At 71.7% G+C, this 22,099-nt stretch carries 17 protein-coding genes and 1 riboswitch; of the genes, 12 read left to right on the forward strand and 5 right to left on the reverse strand.

What is annotated here, in order from left to right; translation table 11 throughout:
• Positions 1-8 precede the first annotated feature (8 nt).
• The 4 genes from IEZ08_RS29225 (at position 9) to IEZ08_RS29240 (ending at position 4,357) form a co-directional block, all read left to right on the forward strand.
• Positions 9-866: a carbohydrate ABC transporter permease gene (locus tag IEZ08_RS29225; RefSeq protein ID WP_229803623.1), complete on the forward strand. Its 858-nt coding sequence runs from the start codon at positions 9-11 to the stop codon at positions 864-866.
• The gene (locus IEZ08_RS29230; RefSeq protein WP_189243395.1) at positions 866-1,855 is read left to right on the forward strand and encodes a carbohydrate ABC transporter permease; all 990 of its coding nucleotides are present in this window, start codon (positions 866-868) and stop codon (positions 1,853-1,855) included. The genes IEZ08_RS29225 and IEZ08_RS29230 overlap by 1 nt, the downstream gene beginning before the upstream one ends.
• A 58-nt stretch (positions 1,856-1,913) precedes the next feature.
• Complete coding sequence (locus IEZ08_RS29235; protein WP_068929077.1) at positions 1,914-3,446, forward strand: glycoside hydrolase family 13 protein; 1,533 nt, start codon at positions 1,914-1,916, stop codon at positions 3,444-3,446.
• A gap of 188 nt (positions 3,447-3,634) precedes the next feature.
• Complete coding sequence (locus tag IEZ08_RS29240) at positions 3,635-4,357, forward strand: hypothetical protein (protein ID WP_068925995.1); 723 nt, start codon at positions 3,635-3,637, stop codon at positions 4,355-4,357.
• Here IEZ08_RS29240 and IEZ08_RS29245 read toward each other — a convergent pair.
• Positions 4,306-5,673, reverse strand: coding sequence for a sensor histidine kinase (locus IEZ08_RS29245; protein ID WP_068925994.1), 1,368 nt, complete (start codon positions 5,671-5,673; stop codon positions 4,306-4,308). The two genes, IEZ08_RS29240 and IEZ08_RS29245, sit on opposite strands and share 52 nt — an antisense overlap.
• Complete coding sequence (locus IEZ08_RS29250) at positions 5,670-6,344, reverse strand: response regulator (protein ID WP_068925992.1); 675 nt, start codon at positions 6,342-6,344, stop codon at positions 5,670-5,672. Before IEZ08_RS29250 ends, IEZ08_RS29245 begins: the two co-directional genes overlap by 4 nt.
• A gap of 195 nt (positions 6,345-6,539) precedes the next feature.
• Between IEZ08_RS29250 and IEZ08_RS29255 the strand changes: the two genes are divergently transcribed.
• From IEZ08_RS29255 to IEZ08_RS29265, 3 genes are all read left to right on the forward strand, one after another.
• Positions 6,540-6,896 carry a GNAT family N-acetyltransferase gene (locus IEZ08_RS29255; RefSeq protein ID WP_068925990.1) on the forward strand — a complete coding sequence of 119 codons (357 nt, stop codon included), beginning with the start codon at positions 6,540-6,542 and terminating at the stop codon, positions 6,894-6,896.
• 111 nt (positions 6,897-7,007) lie between these two features.
• Positions 7,008-7,985, forward strand: a complete 978-nt coding sequence (locus IEZ08_RS29260; RefSeq protein WP_084780588.1) for a pirin family protein — start codon at positions 7,008-7,010, stop codon at positions 7,983-7,985.
• Between the two features lie 306 nt (positions 7,986-8,291).
• Positions 8,292-8,705 carry a VOC family protein gene (locus tag IEZ08_RS29265; protein WP_068925987.1) on the forward strand — a complete coding sequence of 138 codons (414 nt, stop codon included), beginning with the start codon at positions 8,292-8,294 and terminating at the stop codon, positions 8,703-8,705.
• A 120-nt stretch (positions 8,706-8,825) separates the two neighbouring features.
• Here IEZ08_RS29265 and IEZ08_RS29270 read toward each other — a convergent pair whose 3' ends face one another.
• Positions 8,826-9,431 carry a DJ-1/PfpI family protein gene (locus IEZ08_RS29270; RefSeq protein WP_068925985.1) on the reverse strand — a complete coding sequence of 202 codons (606 nt, stop codon included), beginning with the start codon at positions 9,429-9,431 and terminating at the stop codon, positions 8,826-8,828.
• Positions 9,432-9,638: 207 nt separating this feature from the next.
• Positions 9,639-9,716, forward strand: a riboswitch (S-adenosyl-L-homocysteine riboswitch).
• A 15-nt stretch (positions 9,717-9,731) separates the two neighbouring features.
• Here IEZ08_RS29270 and metH point away from each other — a divergent pair.
• The 4 genes from metH to IEZ08_RS29290 all read left to right on the forward strand — a co-directional run bounded on the left by metH (position 9,732) and on the right by IEZ08_RS29290 (position 17,213).
• Entirely contained in the window at positions 9,732-13,430 is a 3,699-nt protein-coding gene (gene metH / locus IEZ08_RS29275; RefSeq protein WP_189243396.1) for a methionine synthase, read from the forward strand.
• A 42-nt stretch (positions 13,431-13,472) separates the two neighbouring features.
• The gene (locus IEZ08_RS29280) at positions 13,473-14,303 is read left to right on the forward strand and encodes an STAS domain-containing protein (RefSeq protein WP_373294387.1); all 831 of its coding nucleotides are present in this window, start codon (positions 13,473-13,475) and stop codon (positions 14,301-14,303) included.
• Positions 14,304-14,559: 256 nt separating this feature from the next.
• The gene (locus tag IEZ08_RS29285) at positions 14,560-15,882 is read left to right on the forward strand and encodes a GAF domain-containing sensor histidine kinase (protein ID WP_084780586.1); all 1,323 of its coding nucleotides are present in this window, start codon (positions 14,560-14,562) and stop codon (positions 15,880-15,882) included.
• Positions 15,883-15,989: 107 nt separating this feature from the next.
• Positions 15,990-17,213 carry a glycoside hydrolase family 1 protein gene (locus tag IEZ08_RS29290; protein ID WP_068925981.1) on the forward strand — a complete coding sequence of 408 codons (1,224 nt, stop codon included), beginning with the start codon at positions 15,990-15,992 and terminating at the stop codon, positions 17,211-17,213.
• A gap of 57 nt (positions 17,214-17,270) precedes the next feature.
• On the opposite strand, the gene IEZ08_RS29295 is transcribed toward IEZ08_RS29290, so the two are convergent.
• Together IEZ08_RS29295 and IEZ08_RS29300 are read right to left on the reverse strand one after the other, a co-directional pair.
• A complete protein-coding gene (locus tag IEZ08_RS29295) occupies positions 17,271-19,607 on the reverse strand; it encodes a glycoside hydrolase family 3 C-terminal domain-containing protein (protein ID WP_189243398.1) in 2,337 nt (778 codons plus the stop codon).
• A gap of 80 nt (positions 19,608-19,687) precedes the next feature.
• The gene (locus IEZ08_RS29300) at positions 19,688-20,317 is read right to left on the reverse strand and encodes a TetR/AcrR family transcriptional regulator (RefSeq protein ID WP_068925978.1); all 630 of its coding nucleotides are present in this window, start codon (positions 20,315-20,317) and stop codon (positions 19,688-19,690) included.
• Positions 20,318-20,508: 191 nt separating this feature from the next.
• On the opposite strand from IEZ08_RS29300, the gene IEZ08_RS29305 reads away from it, so the two are divergent.
• On the forward strand, positions 20,509-22,047 hold the full coding sequence (locus tag IEZ08_RS29305) for an ABC transporter substrate-binding protein (protein WP_189243399.1): 1,539 nt from the start codon (positions 20,509-20,511) through the stop codon (positions 22,045-22,047).
• Positions 22,048-22,099: the final 52 nt, after the last annotated feature.

Raw genomic sequence — 22,099 nt, forward strand, 5'->3', positions numbered from 1 at the left:
GGCGCGAGGTGAGGCGGAACATCACCGCCTACGGATTCCTCTGCGGAGCGCTGATCTGCTTCGCGTTCTTCTCCTGGTACCCCATGGTCTGGGAGGTCGTGCTCAGCTTCCAGCAGACGAACTTCGTCGACCCGCCGATCTGGGTGGGGCTGGAGAACTTCGTCACGGTCTTCGAGGACGCGGCGTTCGGCCCCGCCTGGAGGAACACGGTGATGTTCACCGTGCTCGCCCTGGTCTTCGGGTACGGCGTGCCGTTCGTCGTCGCCCTCGTCCTCAACGAGCTGCGCCACGCGCGGGCCTACCTGAGGTTCGTCGTCTACCTGCCGGTGATGCTGCCCCCGGCCGTCGGCGTACTGCTGTTCCAGTGGTTCTACGAACCGGAGTACGGGCTGTTCAACCAGATCCTCGGCTTCTTCCGGCTGCCCGCCCTGGACTGGCTGAACTCCACCGACACCGCGCTCGTCTCCCTGGTCATCGTCTCCACCTGGATGAACCTCGGCACCGGCACGCTCATCTACCTCGCCGCGCTGCAGACGATCCCCGGAGAGCTGTACGAGGCCGCGGAACTGGACGGCGCCGGCGTCCTCAAGCGGATCTGGCACGTCACGATCCCGCAGACCAAGCTGATCCTCCTGGTCATGCTGCTGCTGCAGATCGTGGCGACCATGCAGGTCTTCATCGAGCCCTTCCTGCTCACCGGCGGCGGCCCGGAGAACTCCACGGTCAGCGTCGTCTACCTCATGTACCAGTACGCCTTCAACTTCGGCAACATCAACGGCGGCAACGCGCTCGGCGTCATGCTGATGATCGTTCTGATGGTCTTCTCCGCCGTCTACCTGCGCGTCTCGCGGGAGGACAAGAGCTGATGCCGAACCTCACCGTCATTCCCGAGTCGCCGGAGCGGCCCGGCGGGAGCGGGCCGGCGGCGCCCGCGGCGGCCCGCTCCGCGCGGGCGCGGCGACCGCGCCGGAAGATCCGGCAGGAGTTCCGCACCGTCGTCTCCCCGCACCAGCTCACCTCCCGGCACGGCCGGGTGATCTACTGGACCGTCCTGGTCACGGTGGTGGTGAGCTTCACCGCGGCCTTCGTCTTCCCGCTGTACTGGATGGTCACCGGGGCGATGAAGACCACCGAGGACCTGGTGCAGATCCCGCCGACGTTCCTGCCGCCGCGGTTCACGCTCGACGCCTACGCCGAGGCGTGGGAGCTGATGGACCTGAGCCTGCTGCTGGGCAACACCGCCCTGTACGCCGGCGGGGCGTGGCTGTTCACGCTGGCGATCGACGTCACCGCCGCCTACGCCCTGTCCAAGCTCCGGCCGGTCCTGGGCAAGCTGGTTCTGGCGCTGATGCTGGCCACGCTGATGATCCCGCCGATGGTGATCATGCTGCCCGCCTACCTGACCGTCAAGGACCTGCCGCTGCTGGGCTGGGACCTGCTCAACACGCCGTGGGCGATCTGGCTGCCGGCGGCGGCCAACGGGTTCAACATCTTCCTGCTCAAGCGCTTCTTCGACTCGATCCCGCGAGAGCTGCTGGAGGCCGCCGAGATCGACGGCGCGGGCCCCGTCCGCATCCTGTGGTCGATCGTGATCCCGGTCTCCCGGCCGATCCTGGGCGTGGTCTCCATCCTGACCGTGGTCGCGGTGTGGCGGGACTTCGTCTGGCCGCTGCTGGTGCTGACCGACAGCGAGAAGATGTCGGTCAGCATCGGCATCGCGAGCCTGTCGTCGCAGATGCCGCAGAACGTGCTCATCGCCTCGCTCGTGATCGCGAGCCTCCCGACCGTCGTCGTGTTCTTCCTCTTCCAGCGTCACATCATGGCCGGCCTGACCGCCGGCAGCCTCAAGGGCTGACATCTCCAGCCGATCGCTGGGGATCAACCCGTACTCACAGCAAGGAGTCGTGTTCAGCATGCCGGAAACGTGGTGGCGGGGGGCCGCGATCTACCAGGTCTACCTGCGTAGCTTCGCCGACGGAAACGGTGACGGGATCGGGGACCTGGCCGGGCTGCGCACACGCCTGCCGTACCTGGCGGACCTCGGGGTGAACGCGGTCTGGCTCAACCCGTGGTACCCCTCGCCGATGGCCGACGGCGGGTACGACGTGGCCGACTACCGGGACATCGAGCCGGTCTTCGGCACGCTGGCCGAGGCCGAGCGGTTCATCGGGGAGGCCCACGCGCTGGGCATCAAGGTGATCATCGACGTGGTGCCCAACCACAGCTCGACCGCGAGCGCGTGGTTTGAGGAGGCGCTGGCCGCCGGGCCGGGGTCGCCGGCCAGGGAGCGGTTCTGGTTCCGGGACGAACCCGGCGACTGGAAGTCCATCTTCGGCGGGCCCGCCTGGACGCAGGTGCCCGACGGGCAGTGGTACCTGCACCTGTTCGACCCCGGGCAGCCCGACTTCAACTGGACCAACCCCGAGGTGCACGCCGAGTTCCACGACGTGCTGCGCTTCTGGTTCGACCGGGGCGTGGACGGCATCCGCATCGACTCGGCCGCGGTCCTGGTGAAGGACTTCGACGGCGGCGACCCCGACGGCTACACCGACCTCGACGAGGTGCACGAGATCTACCGGGGCTGGCGCCGCCTGGCCGACGAGTACGACGAGCGCATCCTCGTCGGCGAGGTGTGGTTCCCCGACCAGGAGCGCTTCGCCCGCTACCTGCGCCCCGACGAACTGCACACCGCCTTCAACTTCGACTTCCTGGCCTGCCCCTGGGAACCGGCCGCGCTGCGCCGCTCGATCGAGCAGACCCTGGACACGCACATCCCGCTCGGCGCCCCGCCCACCTGGGTGCTGTCCAACCACGACGTCGCGCGGGTGGTGACCAGGTACGGCAGGGCCGAGACCTCCTGGGACCACGGCAACCGCCGGGACGGCGCCCCCTCCGACCTGGAGCTCGGTCACCGCCGGGCCCGGGCCGCCGCGCTGCTGGCCATGGCCCTGCCCGGCAGTGTCTACGTCTACCAGGGGGAGGAACTGGGCCTGCCCGAGGTGGACGACATCCCCGGCGAGCTGCGTCAGGACCCGATGTGGACCCGCTCCGGCCACACCGTGCCGGGCCGCGACGGCTGCCGGGTTCCGCTGCCCTGGGCGGGGGAGGAACCGCCGTTCGGCTTCGGCGCGGGCGAGCCGTGGCTGCCGCAGCCGGAGGACTGGCGCAAGCTCACCGTCGAGGCCCAGACCGCGGACCTCGGCTCGACGCTCAACCTCTACCGGGCCGCGCTGCGCCTGCGCCGCGACCGGCTCGGCGACGGCACGCTCACCTGGCTGCAGTCGCGTCCCGACGTGCTCGCCTTCACCCGCGAGTCCGGCCTGACGTGCGTGGTGAACCTGGGCGCGGATCCGGTGCGGCTCCCGCCGCACGAGTCGGTGCTGCTGGCCAGCGGCCCCCTGGACGGGGACGAGTTGCCCTCCGACACCGCCGTCTGGCTCACCTGACTCCGCCTTCGCGCGAGACGGGCAGCGGTCCGTCGGATGCGCGGTCCGTCGGGTGACGGAGCGGCGGTCGGTTGCGTGACGGAGGAGCGGCTCCCGCCTGGGGTGACGACGCGCGGCGGTCGCGGCGCCTACCTTTCCTGACGCGTCCCCGCCCGTCCGGGCACGGGACAGACGGAAGGAAAGGTTCCATGTCACTGCCCTCAGACCCGCACGGAATCCGCAGGACGGTCGCCGGGCTCTGCCTCATCGTCGCACCCGTCCTCTACACGGCGGGCCTGCTCGTCGATCCGGCCATCCGGCAGGGCGTCGACGGTGACACCATCGGGACCTACGGGCTCCATCCGGAGCAGGTCTCGATCAGCGCAGCGCTCCTGCACTGGAGCTGGGTGCTGCTGATCCCAGGGATCATCGGAATGATCCAGCTGATCCACCACCGCGGCGTCGTGCTCGGGCATCTGGCGGGCGGCCTCGCCCTGCTCGGTGTCGTCAACTTCTCCGCGCTCATGCTGGGCGACTTCTTCTACGTTCAGCTGGAGAGCACGATGCGGCCCGTCGAGGGGGCGGCGCTCGGCGACGAGGCGCTCGCCGACCCCGGCGCCGTGTTCGGCTTCCAGATCCCGGGCTTCGCCGGGCTGGCCGGCCTGTTCCTGCTCGGGCTGGTGCTGGCCTACGCGCGGCGGGAGCTGTGGTGGGCTCCCTTCGCGATGCTCCTGGGCATCTTCGGCGCGCCGATGTACCCGATCGGCACGGTCGTCGGCGGTCTGCTCTACCTGGCCGGAGCCGGGGCGATCGGGCTGCGCATGCTGCGGATGAGCAACGCCGAGTGGGCCGGGGAGGAACGGACCGCCGCGGGGCGGGTTCAGCACGTTCCCGACGGGCCGGAGAGCGGGAAGCGGGCGGCCACGCGGTAGCCGCCGCCCGGCACGGGACCGGCGGACAGCTCGCCCCCGTGCATCGCGACCCGCTCGCGCATCCCGATCAGGCCGTGCCCGCCCGGGGCCTGCCGGGAACCGGAGCCGGACCCGGATTCGTCGGCCGCCGGGCCGTGCCCGCGGTCGGCGGGCTCACCTCCGCCGGACGCGGGGGCGACCGCATCCGGGGCCGGGGCCGCCCCGTCGTCGACGACCTCCACGACCAGCTCGGCCGGGCCGTACCCGATGACCACGCCGGCCCGGGCGGCGGGCGCGTGCTTGCGCACGTTCGTCAGCGCCTCCTGGACGACGCGGTAGGCCGACAGGCTGAGTCCCTCCGGCAGGGGGCGCGGCTCTCCGGCGGTCCGGAGCCGGACGTCCAGCCCGGCCTCCCGGACCTGGGCGAGCAACTCGTCCAGGCGGTCCAGGCCGGGCCGGTGGGTCTCCGGGCCGGGGCCGGGGCCGCCGTAGTCGCGCAGCACCCCCAGCATGAGCTGGAGCTCCTCGATCGCCTCGCGCCCGGCCCGCTCGACCCCGAGCAGCATGTCGCGCTCGCGTGCGCGGTCGTCGCCGAGCAGCATCCGCACCCCGCCCGCGTGCAGGGTCATGACGCTCACGTTGTGCGAGACGACGTCGTGGAGCTCCCGGGCGATGCGGGCGCGCTCCTCCTCCACGGCCCGGCGGGCCCGCTCCTCGCGCTCCACCTCCAGGCGCGTGGTGCGTTCGGCGAGCCGCAGCGTCCGGTCGATCTGGCGGCGCAGGAGGATGCCGCTGCCGTACGCCACGCCCACGAAGATCGCGCTGATCATGACCTCGGCGACGTCGTTGCTCTGGAGCGTCTGGAGGAAGGCGTAGGCCGCCAGCACGCACCCGAGTCCCGCCAGGCCGCGGCGGCTGCGCAGCTCGGCCGCGCTGGCCACGGTGTGGACGAGGATGAGCGTCGAGTAGAAGTGCCAGGCGGCGTAGTAGCCCTCTCCCGCCACCACCCGTACGGCCAGGCCGGTCGCTATCAGCACGAGGAGCATGATCGCGGGGAAGCGGCGCCGGAACAGCAGCAGCGTCCCGGCCGCGGCCGCACCGGCGGCCATCACCACCGGATGCTGCACCTGGCCGGGCTCCGGGCCCTGGCGGCCGAAGGACTCGACGAGACCGGCGATCGCCACCGCGAGGGAGAGCAGCAGGTCGAGCCGGGTCGGCCACCAGTCGCCGAGCCGTTCCCGCAGCGTCCGCAGGAGCCTCAGCGGGTTCCCCGGGGTCCTCAGCGGGTTCCCCGGCCTCCTGCGCGGGCCCTCCGGGGCCGTCCGCGTGCCGCTCAACGCGGAAGGTCCTTCCGCTCCTGGCCGGCCCGGACGATCCCGGCCTCGTAGGCGAACACGACGGCCTGGATGCGGTCCCGCAGGCCGAGCTTCTGCAGCACCCGGGCGACGTGGGTCCTGATGGTCGCCTCCCCGATCTCGAGCATCCGCGCGATCTCCGGGTTGGACAGGCCCCGGGCCAGCAGGTGCAGCACGTCCAGCTCCCGCTGGGTGAGGGTGGCCAGCTCGGGCGGTGCGGAGGGCTCGGGATGCGCGGCGAACGAGGCGATCACCCGCATGGTGACCGCCGGGTCGATGAGCGCGTCACCGGCCGCCGCCACCCGGATCGCCTCGGCCAGCTGCTCCGGCGGGGAACTCTTGAGGAGGAAGCCGTTGACCCCCGCGCGCAGCGAGGCGCGCAGGTTGGCGTCGGTGCCGAAGGTGGTCAGCATCACGATCTTCGGCGGGTTCGGGTCGCCGAGCAGGTGCCGGGCGGTGTCCAGCCCGTCCATGCGAGGCATGGCGAGGTCCAGCAGCAGCACGTCCGGCTGGAGCCGCCGGACCACGGAGAGCGCCTCCCGGCCGTCGGCGGCCTCTCCGACGACCTCGATGCCCGGGGCGGTCTCCGCGACCAGCCGCAGCCCGGCGCGGATCATGGCCTGATCGTCCGCGATGACCAGTCTGACCGTCATGACCTGGGTGAACCGTTCCGTGTACTGCTCAGCATGCCGCACAGGGTAGGCGACCCCGGGCACCCGGGCCGCCAGCCGGGGAGCGGGGTCCGAGGCGGGGCGGCGTCCGTCACGTGGCGGAGCCGGGGTCCGTCACGTGACGGATCCCGGGTACTGTGCGGGAGAGAAACAATGATCTTTAGGAGGCGGGCGGGCATGGAGCACGCGGAACCCACGGTCGTGGACAACCCCGAGGCCGGGAGATTCGAGATCCTGGTGGACGGCCGGGTGGCAGGCTTCGCCGAGTACCGGCGGAGCGGCACGAAGGTGTCCCTCACCCACACGGAGATCGATCCGGCGTTCGAGGGCCGGGGGCTCGGCTCGATCCTGGCTCGCGGCGCGCTGGACGCCTCCCGGGCGGAGGGGCTGTCGGTGCTGCCCTTCTGCTCGTTCATCCGCGGCTACATCGAGCGGCACCCCGACTACCTCGACCTGGTCCCGTCCGACCAACGGGCACGTTTCTCCCTCGACTCCCTCGACTCCCTCGACTCGGTCGCCTCCGCGGATCAGTAGCGGAAGGGCGGGACCAGCTCGTACAGGCGGGTGGAGAGCCCGGCCGGGTTGGCCGCGGCCCGCCGGTTGCCGGCCACGCCCGCGGGCCGTCCCCGGGCGTAGGGTCGCCTCATGAGCGATCTCGATCGGGAGCCGGGTCAGGCGGTGTACGACTGCGCGGTCGCGACCGTGGCCGAGCCGGAGAGTGTGCTCCTGCCGGGGCACGACGTGCCCCTGGGCCGCTACACCACGGTGCGCAGGCTGCTGCCGCACCGGCGGCGGCGGATGGTCGGCGCCTGGTGCTTCGTGGACCACTTCGGCCCGGACGACGTGAGCGGGCGGCCCGGGATGCAGGTGCCGCCGCACCCGCACACCGGCCTGCAGACCGTCACCTGGCTGGTCGAGGGCGAGATCGTGCACCGCGACAGCCTCGGCAGCGACCAGGCGATCGTGCCCGGTCAGCTCAACCTGATGACGTCGGGGCACGGCATCGCCCACTCCGAGCAGTCCCCGGCGGACCACCCCCCGGGCATGCACGGGCTGCAGCTGTGGGTGGCGCTGCCGGAGGAGGCACGCCACGGCGAGGCGCGCTTCGAGCACCACGCGGCCATGCCGGTGCTGCGCGACGGAGAGATGACCGTCACCGTCGTGGTGGGGGAGTTCGGGCGGCTGCGCTCGCCCGCACGCGTCCACACTCCGCTCCTCGGCGCCGAAGTGCTGTTCACCGGCCCCGGGCGGCGGGAACTGCCGCTCGACCCCGTCTTCGAGAACGCCGTGCTGATCATGTCCGGTACGGCGGACGTCGCGGGGACGCGGCTGTCGCCGGGCTCGCTGCTGTATCTCGGCCGGGGCCGGTCCGAGGTGTCCGTCGAGGCCGAGGGGGAGGCCCGGCTGTTCCTGCTCGGCGGCGAGCCGTTCGACGAGCCCCTCGTCATGTGGTGGAACTTCGTGGGCCGCTCCCACGAGGAGATCGTCCAGGCCCGCGACGACTGGGCGGCGGGCCGGCGGTTCGGCACGGTGGCCGGCTGCTCGGCCGAGCCGCTCCCGGCTCCCGGGATGCCCAACGTCCGGCTGAAGGCCCGGGACCGGCACGGCCGTACCGTGGGCTGAGCCCGTCCCGGACAGGATGTCCTCCAGCTCGTCCGCGCCGTAGCCGTCGTCGTAGTGAGCCTCGTCGGGCGTACGGCTCCGCTGCGCCGTGGCCGCCCCGGCCTCGCCGATCACCGCCGATCACCGCTGACAGCCTCGCCGGAACGTCGTCCGTCATCCGTCATCGCCAGAGAAGCAGGGACCTTGTCTTATCGGTCCCGGACGACAGTCCGCGGTACTTGACGAGCCCACGGCATGCATGTAGAAAACCAAAAGGTTATATAACTAGGCGGTTGAAATGTGTGGGCAGGAGAAGAGAGGCATGTCATGAACTGGACGCTGGAAGTGGTCGTGGTCCCGGTCGCGGACGTGGATCGGGCCAGGGCCTTCTACGCCGATCGGCTCGGCTTCGCGGTGGACCACGACACCGAGGTCAGCGAGGACATGCGCATCGTCCAGCTGACCCCGCGGGGATCGGGCTGCTCGATCGTGGTGGGGAAGGGGCTCTCGCAGATGAAGCCCGGTTCCCTGCAGGGCCTGCAACTGGTGGTCTCCGACCTGCGCGCGGCGCGCGCCCAGCTCGTCGAGCGGGGAGTGGAGGTCGGCGAGATCCAGATCGTCGGTCCGTCGGGCCTCCGCCCCGCCGAAGAGGGGGACGACCTCAACAACCAGGGGTTCGTCTTCTTCAGCGACCCGGACGGCAACGGCTGGGCCGTCCAGCAGATCACCGCCCGCGGCTGACGGGGGGTGGCCGATGGTCCCTCCGGTCAGCGGCACCTTCCGGTCGACGGCACCTTCCGGTCGACGGCACTGTCCGGTCAACGGCCTCCCCGGCCGCCGGGCCCTGTCGCGGGGCCGGGATCAGCCGGGGAGGGGCTCGTCGGCGAGGTAGGGCGGCGCGGGCTCGTACTGGATGGCACGGCGCACCGCGCGGGCGTGGTCGCGCCCGTGGAGCCGGCCGACCAGCCACAGGGCCATGTCGATCCCGGCGGACACCCCCTGGCTGGTGACCAGGTTGCCGTCGACGACGTACCGGGCGTCGCGGACCACGGTGATGTCGCCCCGGGCCTGGAGCGCGTCCTGGAAGGCGTGGTGGGTGGCCACCCGGCGGCCGCGCGCCGGGCCCGCCTCGTGCAGCAGCAGCGCGCCGGTGCACACGCCGGTGACCCAGCCGGCGGCGGCGGAGGTCTTGGTGATCCAGTCGACCAGTGCGGGGTTGGACACCTCGCGCCGGGTGCCGCTGCCGCCGGGGACCAGCAGCACGTCCAGCGGCGGATGGTCGTCCATGGTGTGGTCGGGCAGCACCCGCATGCCCTTGTTGCACCGTACGGCCTCGTCCCGCTCGGCGATGAGGACCGACGCGTCGGCGCCGCCGCGCAGCACGGACGAGACGGTGAACACCTCCCACGGCCCGACGAAGTCCAGCTCCTCCACACCCTCGAAGAGCAGCAATCCGTAGGTCGTCATGCTTTCTCCTTGATCGATGGGAATGTCCCGTTGTCTTTTTCATGATCGCTGCTACCCGCGCGCTGCGTAACCGCTGCGCACGGTAAATATGGCGAGAATCTCGGGGAATCTGCGGAAATTCACGTCAATGCCGCAGGAAATCGAGGCGGAGCGGAGAATCCGGCGGGGACGGGCGGCGCGGGCCGTTCCCTTGGTATCGTCGAATTCCAGGCCGAGAGGCGCTGCAACGGGCTCCGACCCGCCACGCTCGGCCTGGCGCATGTTCGACAAGGGCGCCTCCGGACAACGGAGGTGACCTGAGTGAATTCGTCTTCCGGCCGTGACGGCGCCCGCGCTCTGAAGGAGCTCCTGGACCGGCGGGTCGCGGTGCTCGACGGCTCCTGGGGCGTGATGCTGCAGGGCTCCGGGTTCACCCCGGCCGACTACCGCGGCGAACTGCTGGCCGACCACCCCCTCGACGTGACCGGTGACCCGGACCTGCTGAACCTGACGCGCCCGGACGTCATCCTGGACATCCACCGGCGCTACCTGGCGGCCGGCGCGGACATCACCACGACCAACACGTTCACCGCCACGGGCATCGGCCAGGCGGACTACGGGCTGCAGTCGCTGGTGCGGGAGATGAACCTGCGGGGAGCGCAGCTCGCGCGCCAGGCGGCCGACGAGGTGGGCGGGCGTTTCGTGGCCGGTTCGGTCGGGCCGTTGAACGTCACGCTCTCGTTGTCGCCGAAGGTGGAGGATCCGGCGTACCGCACGGTGTCGTTCGACGAGGTCCGCGCCACCTACGCCGAGCAGATCCAGGCGCTGGCCGAGGGCGGCGTCGATCTGCTGCTGATCGAGACGATCTTCGACACGCTCAACGCGAAGGCCGCGATCGCGGCCGCGCGCGAGGTCGCCCCGGACCTGCCGCTGTGGATCTCGGTGACGGTCGTCGACCTGAGCGGGCGCACGCTGTCGGGGCAGACCGTCGAGGCGTTCTGGCGCGCGATCGAGCACGCCGACCCGCTGGTGGTGGGGGTGAACTGCTCACTGGGCGCGGCGGAGATGCGGCCGTACGTCGCCGAACTGTCCCGGCTGGCCGGCGCCTACACGGCCTCCCACCCCAACGCCGGGCTGCCGAACGCGTTCGGCGGCTACGACCAGACGCCGGAGGAGACCGCGGGGATACTCGCCGAGTTCGCCGCCTCCGGGATGGTCAACATCGTCGGCGGCTGCTGCGGGACGACGCCCGCGCACATCGAGCGGATCGCCGCCGCCGTGTCCGGCCTGCCGCCGCGCCCGGTCCCGCGGCACCCGGCGCGCACCCGCCTCAGCGGGCTGGAGCCGTTCGAGATCGGCCCGGACACCGGCTTCGTCATGATCGGAGAGCGCACCAACGTCACGGGCTCGGCGCGGTTCCGCCGCCTGATCGAGGCGGACGACTACCAGGCCGCCGCCGGCGTCGCGCTGGACCAGGTGCGCGGCGGGGCCAACCTGCTCGACGTCAACATGGACGCCGACCTGCTCGACAGCGAGCGGGCCATGACCACGTTCCTGAACCTCATCGCGACCGAGCCGGAGATCGCCCGCATCCCCATAATGATCGACAGCTCGCGGTGGAGCGTGCTGGAGGCCGGTCTGAAGTGCGTGCAGGGCAAGGGCGTCGTCAACTCCATCAGCCTCAAGGAGGGCGAGGGCCCGTTCCTGGAGCAGGCCCGGCGCATCCGGTCCTACGGCGCGGGCGTGGTCGTCATGGCCTTCGACGAGAAGGGGCAGGCCGACACCGTCGAGCGCAAGGTGGAGATCTGCGCCCGCGCCTACGACCTGCTCACCCGGGAGGCCGCCTTCCCCGCCGAGGACATCGTCTTCGACCCCAACGTGCTCGCCGTCGCCACCGGCATCGCCGAGCACAACGGCTACGCCAAGGCGTTCATCGACGCGCTGCCGCTCATCAAGGAGCGCTGCCCCGGGGCGCGGACCAGCGGCGGCATCTCCAACCTGTCGTTCTCCTTCCGCGGCAACGACGTCGTGCGCGAGGCGATGCACTCGGCGTTCCTCTTCCACGCCGTGCGCGCCGGGCTGGACATGGGCATCGTCAACGCGGGCCAGCTCGCGCTCTACCAGGACATCCCCGCGGACCTGCTCGAACTCGTCGAGGACGTCATCTTCGACCGGCGCCCCGACGCCACCGACCGGCTGGTCGCCTTCGCCGGGACGGTCAGCGGGACCGGCACCCGCCGTACCGTGGACCTGTCCTGGCGCGAGGCCCCGGTGGAGGAGCGGCTGGCGCACGCGCTCGTGCACGGCGTCGTCGACTTCGTCGAGGCCGACACCGAGGAGGCCCGGCAGCGGGCGGCGCGCCCCCTCGACGTGATCGAGGGGCCGCTCATGGACGGCATGAAGACCGTGGGCGACCTGTTCGGCGCGGGGAAGATGTTCCTGCCGCAGGTGGTCAAGAGCGCGCGGGTGATGAAGCGGGCGGTGGCCCACCTCGAACCCTTCATGGAGGCCGAGAAGGAGCAGGCGCGGCTGGAAGGGCGGGACGAGGGCGGGCACGGCAACGGGAAGGTGGTGCTCGCCACCGTCAAGGGCGACGTGCACGACATCGGCAAGAACATCGTGGGCGTCGTGCTCGGCTGCAACAACTACGAGGTCGTCGACCTCGGCGTCATGGTCCCGGCCGACGTCATCCTCGACACCGCGGTCGCCGAGGGCGCCGACGTGATCGGGCTCTCCGGGCTGATCACGCCGTCACTGGACGAGATGGTCGCCGTGGCCGGGGAGATGCAGCGCCGGGGGCTGAAGCTGCCCCTGCTGATCGGCGGCGCCACGACCTCACGCCAGCACACCGCGGTGCGCGTCGCCCCCGCCTACGACGGCACCACGGTCCACGTGCTCGACGCCTCCCGCGTCGTCGGCGTGGTCGCGGACCTGCTGGACGACGACCGGGCCGGGGTACTGGCCGACAACAACCGCGCCGACCAGGAGCGCCTGCGCGAGCAGCACGCGGCCAGGGAGCGGAGCCCGCTGCTGACCGTCGCGCAGGCCCGCGCGAACCGCGAGCGGGTCTCCTTCGACGATCTGCCGGTCCCCGCCTTCACCGGGGTCCGCGTCGTACGGCCGGACCTGACCGCCCTCCGCGAGATGATCGACTGGCAGTTCTTCTTCCTCGCCTGGGAGCTGAAGGGCAAGTACCCGGCGATCCTCGACCAGCCGGTGGCCCGGGAGCTCTACGACGAGGCGAACGCGCTGCTCGACCGGATCGTCGCCGACGGCTCCCTCCAGGCCCGGGGCGCCTACGGCTTCTGGCCCGCGCGTTCCGACGGCGACGACATCCTGGTGGAGGCCGGTACGGCGGGCGACGGCGTCCCGGCGGAGACCGGTACGGCCGTCGGCCGCCCGACGACGGTGCGCCTGCCGATGCTGCGTCAGCAGACGGCCAAGCCCGAGGGGCGGGCCAACCGCTGCCTGGCCGACTACGTGGCGCCGGACGGGGACCACGTCGGCGGGTTCGCGGTGGCCGTCCACGGGGCGGAGGAGCTCGCCGCCGCCTTCGCGGCCCGCAACGACGACTACCGGTCCATCATGGTGAAGGCCCTGGCCGACCGCCTCGCCGAGGCGTTCGCCGAGTACGTCCACCTCCAGGCGAGGCGCGAGTGGTACGAGCCGGACGCCGCTCCCTCCCTGGAGGACCTGCACGCCGAGCGCTTCCGCGGTATCCGCCCCGCGTTCGGCTACCCCGCGAGCCCTGACCACAGCCAGAAGCGCGACCTGTTCGACCTGCTCGGCGCGGAGCGCCTGGGCATGGCCCTGACCGAGTCCTTCGCGATGACCCCGGCCGCCAGCGTCAGCGGGCTGCTCTTCGCCCACCCGGCGTCGCGTTACTTCACGGTGGGTCGCCTCGGCCGGGACCAGGTCGAGGACTACGCCCTCCGGCGCGGCCTGGGCCTGGCCGACGTCGAGCGCTGGCTGCGTCCCAACCTCGCCTACGAACCGGAGGAGGCGGGCCGGCCGGTGTGAGACCGCGTCCTCGCCGGGTAAGAGGGCTCCGTGAACGTATCGGTGCGTATCGCCCACTGCAGTGATGACACGGCATCGCTGACGGTGAGCGGTGAGATGGATTCCTCCAACTGCGAGCTGGTGGAGTCCATCCTGGATTCCCTCGTCTCGCGAGGGGCCCGGTACATCACGGTCGACGCTTCCGAGTTGCGTTTCTGCGACGTCGCGGGGGCGTACATGCTGGCCCGGATCCACCGGCGGCTGCGCGTCGCCGGCGGCGAGCTGGTCGTCACCGCTCCCGAGGCCGTGACGGGGATGTTCGACGCGCTGAAGGCCGCCGGAGGCCCGGAGCGCGGTCCGGAGACCGTCCCGGGACTCAGTCCGGGACTCGGCCCGGAATCTCCCGCCCAGGCGGGGGAGCGCGGGCGGGGCGCCGTGCCCGGCGCCCCGCGCGTGCGCCGGCGGCACCTTCCGGTCCCGCGCCGTTTCGGGAGCGGCCGTTCAGGCCGTACGGGCGCCGCGGAGCGCCGCCGTTCCGCCGCCCCTCCCTCGACGTCCCCCGTGTCCCCCGTGCCCCCCGTGTCCCCCGTGTTCCCTGTATCCCCTGTGTCCTCCGCGGTCCCGCAGGCGGCTCCGCACCCCGCCCTGGAGCGAGCCGCGCGGCTCAGGCGAGAGACGGCCGCGCAGCTGGAGATCCTGCTCCTCCGCGCGGCCAGGACCTGCACGGCCCTGGCCGAGGTCCACGAGCGCCTGGCCTCCTGCCACGCCACGCTCGCGGCGCGGGTCACGCCCCGGGAGAAGTCCCGGCTGAAGTGCGACGACCGGTTCCACCGGATGGAGGCGGAGCGGCTACGCGTGCGCGCCCTCCGCTTCACCGGCGGGGGCGACGGGTAAGGCGTTCCCGGGCGAACCCGCCGATGCGGCGTGGCAGGGCTGGTATCCAGCCTCCCTCGACTGCGTCAAAAAGCCGAAGGTTTCTTGACGCAGCGGCTCGTGCCTGTGCCACCCGGCCGGGTAGGGGGTCTGTCTGGGACGTTTGTCGGAGCAGGCATCGACAGGGAGCCGGAGGTGAGAAGGTCATGTTCAGCGCGCTGGTGGTCATGGAGGGTCATACGATCTCGATGCCGCTCCCTCCGGCAGGACTGGGGCGGTGAATGCCGCGCGGCGGCCGTCACCGCGCCCCGGTGGCGAGGATCGCGGGCACACCCCGGCATCCGTCATCGACAGGACGGACCGGTTCCCGGTCCCGGCCGACGAATCCGACCGGCTGCGGGAACTGGCGGAGCTGGAGGCCGTCGAAGCCCCGCTGGAGTCGGTCCTGACGGCGATCGCCGAACTGGCCGCGCGCGTCTGCCGGACTCCGGTGGCGCTGGTCAACCTGATCGGGAAGAACACCCAGCATCTCAAGGGCCGCACCGGGATGCACTCCGACGTCATGGACCGCCGAGTGGCGTTCTGCCCGTACGTGATCTACGGCCGGGAGCCGATGGAGGTCCCCGACGCACGCGCCGATCCGCGCTTCCGCGACGATCCCCTGGTCAGCGGTGAGCCGGGCGTGCGTTTCTACTCCGGCGCGCCGTTGATCAGCCATGCCGGGCACATCCTGGGCACGGTGTGCGTGATGGACCGCCGGCCGCGCAGGCTGGGCCCCGAGCAGCGAGGCGCCCTGATCGCGCTGGCCGCCTGCGCGGTCGCCGTGGTGGAGTGCCACCACCATGATCGTCGGAACGATCAGATGGCCCGGGAACGGGAGCAGGTGCAGGACCTCAAGCAGCTGTTCCTGCGCAGCATCAACCACGAGCTGCGCACCCCGCTGACCTCGATCCGCTCCTATCTGCAGCTCCTCCAGGACGACGAGACCGAGCTGGACCAGATCACCGAGCGGCGGTTCCTGGAGGTGATCGAGCGCAACAGCGACCGGCTGCTGGAGCGGCTGGACGAGCTGCTGCTGCTGGCCAGCCTCAGCGCGCAGACCGTCGCCTTCATCGCCGGGCCGGTCGACCTGGCCGCGCTGCTGTCCGCGCTGGTGGCCGAGGCCGAGGCCAAGTCCCGGCCCAAGAACCAGACCCTGACCCTGGACGCGCCGCGGCCGGTCATGGCCTGGGCCGACGCCGGACGGTTGCGGCCCGCGCTGACGCACCTGATCGACAACGCGATCAAGTTCACTCCCAACGGGGGCCGGATCGACGTCGCCGTCACCGGCGATCCGGTGCCGACGGCGGAGATCCACGACACCGGGATCGGCATCGGCACGGACGATGTCGGGCGGGTCTTCGAGGACTTCTACCGCACGCCCGAGGCCGAGGCCGGGGCGATCGACGGGATCGGGGTGGGCCTGTCCATCGTCAAGCGGGTCATCGCCCTGCACGGCGGTGACGTACGGCTGACCAGCGGAGTGGGCGAGGGCACCTGCGTCCGTATCACCCTGCCGTCCCCGCTGGCCGCGGGAGGCACGCCACTCGGCGACAGATGAGCCTTCCCGGAATCCGGGCCACCGCCTCCAAAAAAAGTAACCAAGTGGTAGGTTTTCTGCCAGTCCTCGCGGTGATCTGTGCGTCGAGGTGGACAAGGGGAGGCGGTATGGAGCTCTCGTTCCCGGAGGGTTTTCTGTGGGGGGCGGCGGGCAGCGCGCACCAGATCGAGGGGAACAACGTCGCCAGCGACCTGTGGGCGATGGAGAACCGTCCCGGCAGCGTCATGCCCGAACGCAGCGGAGACGCCTGCGACAGCTACCACCGCTGGGGCGAGGACCTCGACATCGTCCGGGGTCTGGGCCTGACCGCCTACCGCTTCAGCATCGAGTGGGCACGGGTGGAGCCCGCGGAGGGCCAGGTCTCCCTGGCGGCGCTGGCGCACTACCGCCGCATGATCGAGGGGTGCCTGGAGCGCGGCCTCACCCCGGTGGTGACGTTGCACCACTTCACCAGCCCGCTCTGGTTCCAGCTGGCGGGCGGGTGGTCGTCCGCCGAGGCGGTCGCGCGGTTCCGCCGCTACGTGCGCGCCGTACTGCCGATCCTGGACGGGGTCGAGTGGGTCTGCACCGTCAACGAGCCCAACATGCTCGCGATGGTCGCCGCCATCATGAAGCGGGGCGAGCGAGGGGAGCACGGGGAGCACGGGGAGAGCGTCGCCGGCGCGCTGCCCCCTCCCGACCAGGAGATGGCCGACGCCCTGGCCGCCGCGCACCGTGCCGCCCGCGAGGAACTCGGCGCGGCCGGTCTGAGGTCCGGCTGGACGGTCGCCAACCAGAACTTCGAGGCGGACCCCGGCGCGGAGGCGGAGCGCGACGCCTGGGCGTGGCCGCGCGAGGACCAGTTCCTGGACGTCGCGGCGGCCGACGACTTCATCGGTGTGCAGGCGTACACGCGCGTGCGGATCGGGCGGCGGGGCGCGCTGCCGGTGCCGGACGGCGCCCGCCGCACCCTCATGGGATGGGAGTTCTACCCGGCGGCGCTGGGCGACGCCGTACGGTACACGGCGGCGCGGCTGCCGGGCGTGCCGATCCTCGTGACGGAGAACGGCATCGCGACGGCGGACGACGCCGAGCGCGTCGAGTACACGCGCGGCGCCCTGGCCGGACTGCACGGCGCCATCGCCGACGGGATCGACGTGCGCGGATACCTGCACTGGTCGTTGCTGGACAACTACGAGTGGGGCTCCTACCGGCCGACCTTCGGGCTGGTCGCGGTGGACCGGGAGACGTTCGCGCGGACGGTCAAGCCGAGCGCCCGCTGGCTGGGCGCGATCGCCCGGACCGGCGTCCTCTCCGCCGGGGCGGTCCACGAGGAGCTGTCCCCCGCCTGATCGGCCCCCGGAGGCGGCCCGGTGACCGCGTGCCACCGGGCCGCCCCCGGCGTGATGTCAGGGGTGGAGCTCCGCGGCGGTGGCGACGAGCCGGTCCACCACCTCGGGGGTCAGGCCGATGCCGAAGGTGCTGAACTTGATCAGCGGGAAGCCGAGGGCCATGCCGAGCAACGCCGGATCGACCCGGTCGAGGGCGGCCACGGCGGGCGAGTCGCCGAGGACCTTGCGCAGCGCCGGGGAACCGGCCGGGTGGGCGAGCCACTCGCCCAGGGTGGACATCCCGGTCAGCGGGGCCAGGTAGCCGTCGCCCGGGGTGGTCAGCCCGGCGCGCAGGCGGATGTCGCGTGAGGAGGCCCCGACCTCGACGGTGAAGGAGCCGGGGTCGATCCTCCAGTCCTTCCGGGAGACCGACCACTGCGCGATGTCCCGCCCGGCGAGGGTGAAACGGACCCGCTCCGCGGCGCCCGGCTCCAGCCCCACCTTGGCGAAGCCGCGCAGCTCGTGCCGGGGGCGGGACGGCCGCTCCTCCTCGAAGGCCACATACAGCTGGACGACCTCGTGCGCGAAGCGCTCGCCGGTGTTGGTGACGGTGACCTCGACGCTCCACTCGTTGGCCCCGGTCTCCCGGGCGTCGAGATCGGAGTACTCGAACCGCGAGTAGGTCAGGCCGTGGCCGAAGGGGTAGGCGACGCCGGTGCCGAGCGTGTCGTGGTGGCGGTAGCCGACGTAGCGGCCCTCGCCGTACACGACGTGGCCGTCGGCGCCGGGGAAGTGCAGGTGGGAGGGGACGTCGGCGAGGCGGTTCGGGATCGTCTCGGTGAGCCGGCCCGACGGGCTGTGCGCGCCGAACAGCAGGTCGGCCAGGGCGGACCCGCCCGCCTGGCCGAGCAGCCAGCCCTCCAGGATCGCCGAGGCCGCGTCCTGCCACTCGGCGACCGACACGACCGACCCGTTGGACAGGACGACGACCACCCGCGGGCAGACTTCGGCCACCCTGTGCAGCAGGGCGACCTGGACGGCGGGCAGGTCGATGGTGGTGCGGTCGTACCCTTCCGACTCCGCGGCGTCCGGCAGGCCCAGGAACAGCAGCGCCACGTCGGCCTCCGCCGCCGCGGCCACCGCCTCCCGTTCGAGCTCGGCGTCGGGCGCACCGTCCAGGCGGTAGCCCGCGGCGAAGGTCAGGGTGGTGGCCTGTTCACGGGCCTGCTCACCGGTCCGCCCGGCGACCTGCCCGCCTGCCCGCCCGGCGGCGGAGACCAGGGCGTCCCAGGCGTTGTCCAGGCGGGTGGGCACCACATGGGAGCTGCCGCCGCCCTGGTAGCGCGGGGTGCGGGCGAGCTCTCCCAGGACGGCGACGCGCCGGTGCGCGGCCGGGTCCAGGGGCAGGACGGGGCCCTCACCCCGCACGTCGTCGTTCTTCAGCAGGACCGCCGAGGCGCGGGCCGCCTCGCGGGCGAGTTCGTGGTGGGCGTCGGCGTCCCAGCCGTCGAAGCGCTGCCGGTCCTCCAGCCGCCGGGCGAGTGCGAGCAGGCGCCCTGCCGCCCGGTCCAGGACCTCCTCGGGCAGGCGTCCGGAGCGCACCGCCTCGACGATCTCCCCGTCGGTCCCGGTGGGAGGCATCTCCAGGTCGAGGCCCGCCTCCAGCGCCGCCACCCGGTCGTTGACCGCGCCCCAGTCCGACATCACCAGCCCGTCGAAACCCCACTCCCCGCGCAGCACGTCGGTCAGGAGCCAGCGGTTCTGGCTGGCGTAGACGCCGTTGATCCTGTTGTAGGAGCACATGACCGTGTACGGCCTCGCCTCGCGCACGATCCGCTCGAAGGCCGGCAGGTATATCTCGCGCAGCGTCTGCTCGTCGACGTCCGCGCTGACCCGCATGCGGTCGGTCTCCTGGTTGTTGGCCGCGAAGTGCTTCACGCACGCCCCGACGCCGAGGGACTGGATGCCGGTGACGACGGCCGCGCCCAGCACCCCGGTCAGGTGGGGGTCCTCGGAGAAGTACTCGAAGTTGCGGCCGCACAGCGGCGAGCGCTTGATGTTGACCCCGGGGCCGAGCACGACGTCGACCCCGAGCGCGGACGCCTCGCGGGCCAGGGCCGTGCCCACCCGGCGGGCGAGCTCCGGATCCCAGGAGGAGCCGAGGGCGACGGCGGGCGGGAAGCAGGTCGCCGGGAGGCTGTTGTGGATGCCGAGGGCGTCGCCCGTGCTCTCGGGCTGGCGGCGGATCCCGTGCGGGCCGTCGGACAGGGTGAGGGCGCGCACCGTACCCGGGACGGCCGTGGTGTTCCAGGTGGTGCTCCCGGAGGTGAGCGAGGCCTTCTCCGTCAGGCTGAGCCCGGAGGTCTCCTCCGGGGCGGGGCGGGGGGCCGATGCCTCACGGCCGTTCTGCGTCATGCGATCCCTCGTGCTCGTGCTCGTGCTCGTGTTCGTGGTCGTCGGGGGTCGTCAGGGTCGTCGGAGTCGCCGGGGGGGCGTCAGGGGTGGTGGGGCGGGTCCGGTTCGGCGTGTGCGGGCGGTACGTCCAGGCCCAGCTGGGAGAGGAAGGCGACGACCGACGCGCGCATGTCGACCGCCTCCGGTTCGAGCAGCCACTGGGTCTGCAGGCCGTCGATCAGCGCGATGAGCTGCTGGGAGACGGCGTCGGGGTCGTGGGGGAGCGGGGGTGAGGCGCGGTTGAACAGTTCGGACAGCAGCCGCGCGCCCTGCCTGCGCAGCCGCTGGTACCGCTCGACGAAGTACTGGTGCGCGGGGTGGTCCGGGTCGGCGGCCTCGCCGGAGATCTTCACGTAGAGGCCGACCAGTCCGGGGGTGCGCATGTTCCGCGTGACCTGGTCGACGACGCGGCCCAGCAGGTCGCCGGGGTCGGGGCGGGACATGACCTTGGCGTCGATCTCGTCGCGGCGGCTGAGCACCTCGATGAGCAGGCTGTCCTTGCCGGGGAAGTGGTGGAGCAACCCGGCGTGCGTCAACCCCGCGTGCGCGGCGATGTCGCGCAGGGAGACGGCGTGGAAGCCGGAGCGGGAGAAGAGCTCCATGGCGGAGTCGAGGATGCGCGAACGGGTGCGCTCGCCCTTGCGCCCTTGGCGGGGAATCGCTTCGGTCACCGACCGGCCTTTCTGCGGTCCAGGGGATGTCCGCACGGCACGTGGGGTGCTGATCCGTGCCGCGGTACCGCGAGACTAGCCCGGCCCCGGGCGGCTCACATTAAACCTACCACGTGGTTAGTTTTACGGGTATGCTCGCCGCACATCCGGCCGAGACAGCCGTCCCCCCGCCTTGAGACGGAGTGAGCTCCATGAAGAAATCCGCCAGGGTCGCCATCGCCGCGCTCGCCTTCCTCGCCGCGCCGCTGGCGCTCGCAGGCTGCTCGGACGCCGGCGGCGGCACGCCGGAGAACGAGCCCAAGGCCCTGAGCCTTGCGACGATGACGCTCCCGCAGAGCCTCGACCCGAAGGACGCCACCGGCAGCGCGCTCCCGTTCTTCCAGGCCGTCTACGACACCCTGATCAAACGCGAGCCGGACGGTTCCTACAGCCCGATGCTCGCCACGGAGTGGAAGTACAACGACGACCTCACCGAGCTGGCGCTCACGCTGCGCGGCGGCGTGAAGTTCGACGACGGCACGCCGTTCGACGCCGAGGCCGTCAAGGCGAACATGGAGCGTTTCCGCAAGGGCGGCGGCGCCCAGGCCAAGACGCTCAACGACGTCAAGACGATCAAGGTGGTCGACGCCACGCACGTGACGCTGGAGCTGTCGAAGCCCAACCCCGCGATGCTGTTCTACCTGAGCGACGCGGCCGGTCTCATGGCCAACCCCGCCGACTTCGCCAAGGGCGACGCGCTGAAGACCAAGCCCAGCGGGACCGGTCCCTACGACCTGGACCAGAACCTGACGTTCATCGGGACCAGGTGGACCTTCACCCGGGCCCCCGGCTACTGGGGGACCAGGCTCCCCTACGACACGATCACGATCAACTTCTTCGACAACGAGACGGCGATCGTGAACGGCCTCAAGACCGGGCAGGTCAACGCCGCCCTGATCCAGGACGCCGACCAGCAGATCAGCGCCGAGAGCGACCCGAAGATCAAGGCCGTCAAGCAGGAGTTCGACTTCCAGGGCCTGGTCCTGTTCGACCGGGGCGGCGTGGTCACCCCGCAGATGCGCGACCCGCGGGTGCGCCAGGCGCTGAACTACGCGATCGACCGCAAGACGATGCTGGAGAAGATCCGCCAGAGCCGGGGCGAGCTCACCAACCAGGTCTTCGGCAAGAGCACCGCGGCCTACAAGCCGGAGCTCGACTCCTACTACTCCTACGACCCGGTCAAGGCGCGGGAACTGCTCAAGGAGGCCGGGCACGCCGACGGCTTCACCCTCAAGCTGCCCCGCATCGCCGCGATCGTCTCCGACGCGCTCGCCGCCTCGCTCCAGGCCGACCTCGGCGCCGTCGGCGTCAAGCTCGTCTGGGAGGACGTCGACGCGGGCAGCGCGATCAAGCGCATCTTCACCGACCGCGCCTTCTCCGGCCTGGTCATGAACATCGGCCAGTCCTCGACCGACTGGGTCGTGGTGGGCGAGCTGGTCCTGCCCGGGGCGTTCAACATGTTCGGCTACACCGACGACACGGTGAAGAAGCTGCTGCCCGAGATCCAGGGAAGGGACGCCGAGGAGGCCAAGGCCGAGCTGCAGGCGCTCAACGAGCACCTCGTCAAGGACGGCTGGTTCGTGCCCTTCTACCGGATGACGTACCTGCACGTCTCGGACGGCAGCGTGACGATCACGCCGCAGGACGGCATGGCGGTGCCGTCCATCTACAACTACGCGCCCGCCGAGTAGCGCCCCGGTCCCACGCAGAACCCGCGCCCGGGGCGGGCGTACCCGCCCCGGA

It is taken from the genome of Planobispora rosea, from assembly GCF_014648175.1.
Lineage (GTDB): Bacteria > Actinomycetota > Actinomycetes > Streptosporangiales > Streptosporangiaceae > Planobispora > Planobispora rosea.

Bases quoted from the DNA above. Each gene is read 5' to 3' on its own strand.
- IEZ08_RS29230 (WP_189243395.1), top strand. From the start codon at position 866: ATGCCGAACCTCACCGTCATTCCCGAGTCGCCGGAGCGGCCCGGCGGG.
- IEZ08_RS29235 (WP_068929077.1), top strand. From the start codon at position 1,914: ATGCCGGAAACGTGGTGGCGGGGGGCCGCGATCTACCAGGTCTACCTG.
- IEZ08_RS29240 (WP_068925995.1), top strand. From the start codon at position 3,635: ATGTCACTGCCCTCAGACCCGCACGGAATCCGCAGGACGGTCGCCGGG.
- IEZ08_RS29250 (WP_068925992.1), bottom strand. From the start codon at position 6,344: ATGACGGTCAGACTGGTCATCGCGGACGATCAGGCCATGATCCGCGCC.
- IEZ08_RS29255 (WP_068925990.1), top strand. From the start codon at position 6,540: ATGGAGCACGCGGAACCCACGGTCGTGGACAACCCCGAGGCCGGGAGA.
- IEZ08_RS29260 (WP_084780588.1), top strand. From the start codon at position 7,008: ATGAGCGATCTCGATCGGGAGCCGGGTCAGGCGGTGTACGACTGCGCG.
- IEZ08_RS29265 (WP_068925987.1), top strand. From the start codon at position 8,292: ATGAACTGGACGCTGGAAGTGGTCGTGGTCCCGGTCGCGGACGTGGAT.
- IEZ08_RS29270 (WP_068925985.1), bottom strand. From the start codon at position 9,431: ATGACGACCTACGGATTGCTGCTCTTCGAGGGTGTGGAGGAGCTGGAC.
- IEZ08_RS29290 (WP_068925981.1), top strand. From the start codon at position 15,990: ATGGAGCTCTCGTTCCCGGAGGGTTTTCTGTGGGGGGCGGCGGGCAGC.
- IEZ08_RS29295 (WP_189243398.1), bottom strand. From the start codon at position 19,607: ATGACGCAGAACGGCCGTGAGGCATCGGCCCCCCGCCCCGCCCCGGAG.
- IEZ08_RS29305 (WP_189243399.1), top strand. From the start codon at position 20,509: ATGAAGAAATCCGCCAGGGTCGCCATCGCCGCGCTCGCCTTCCTCGCC.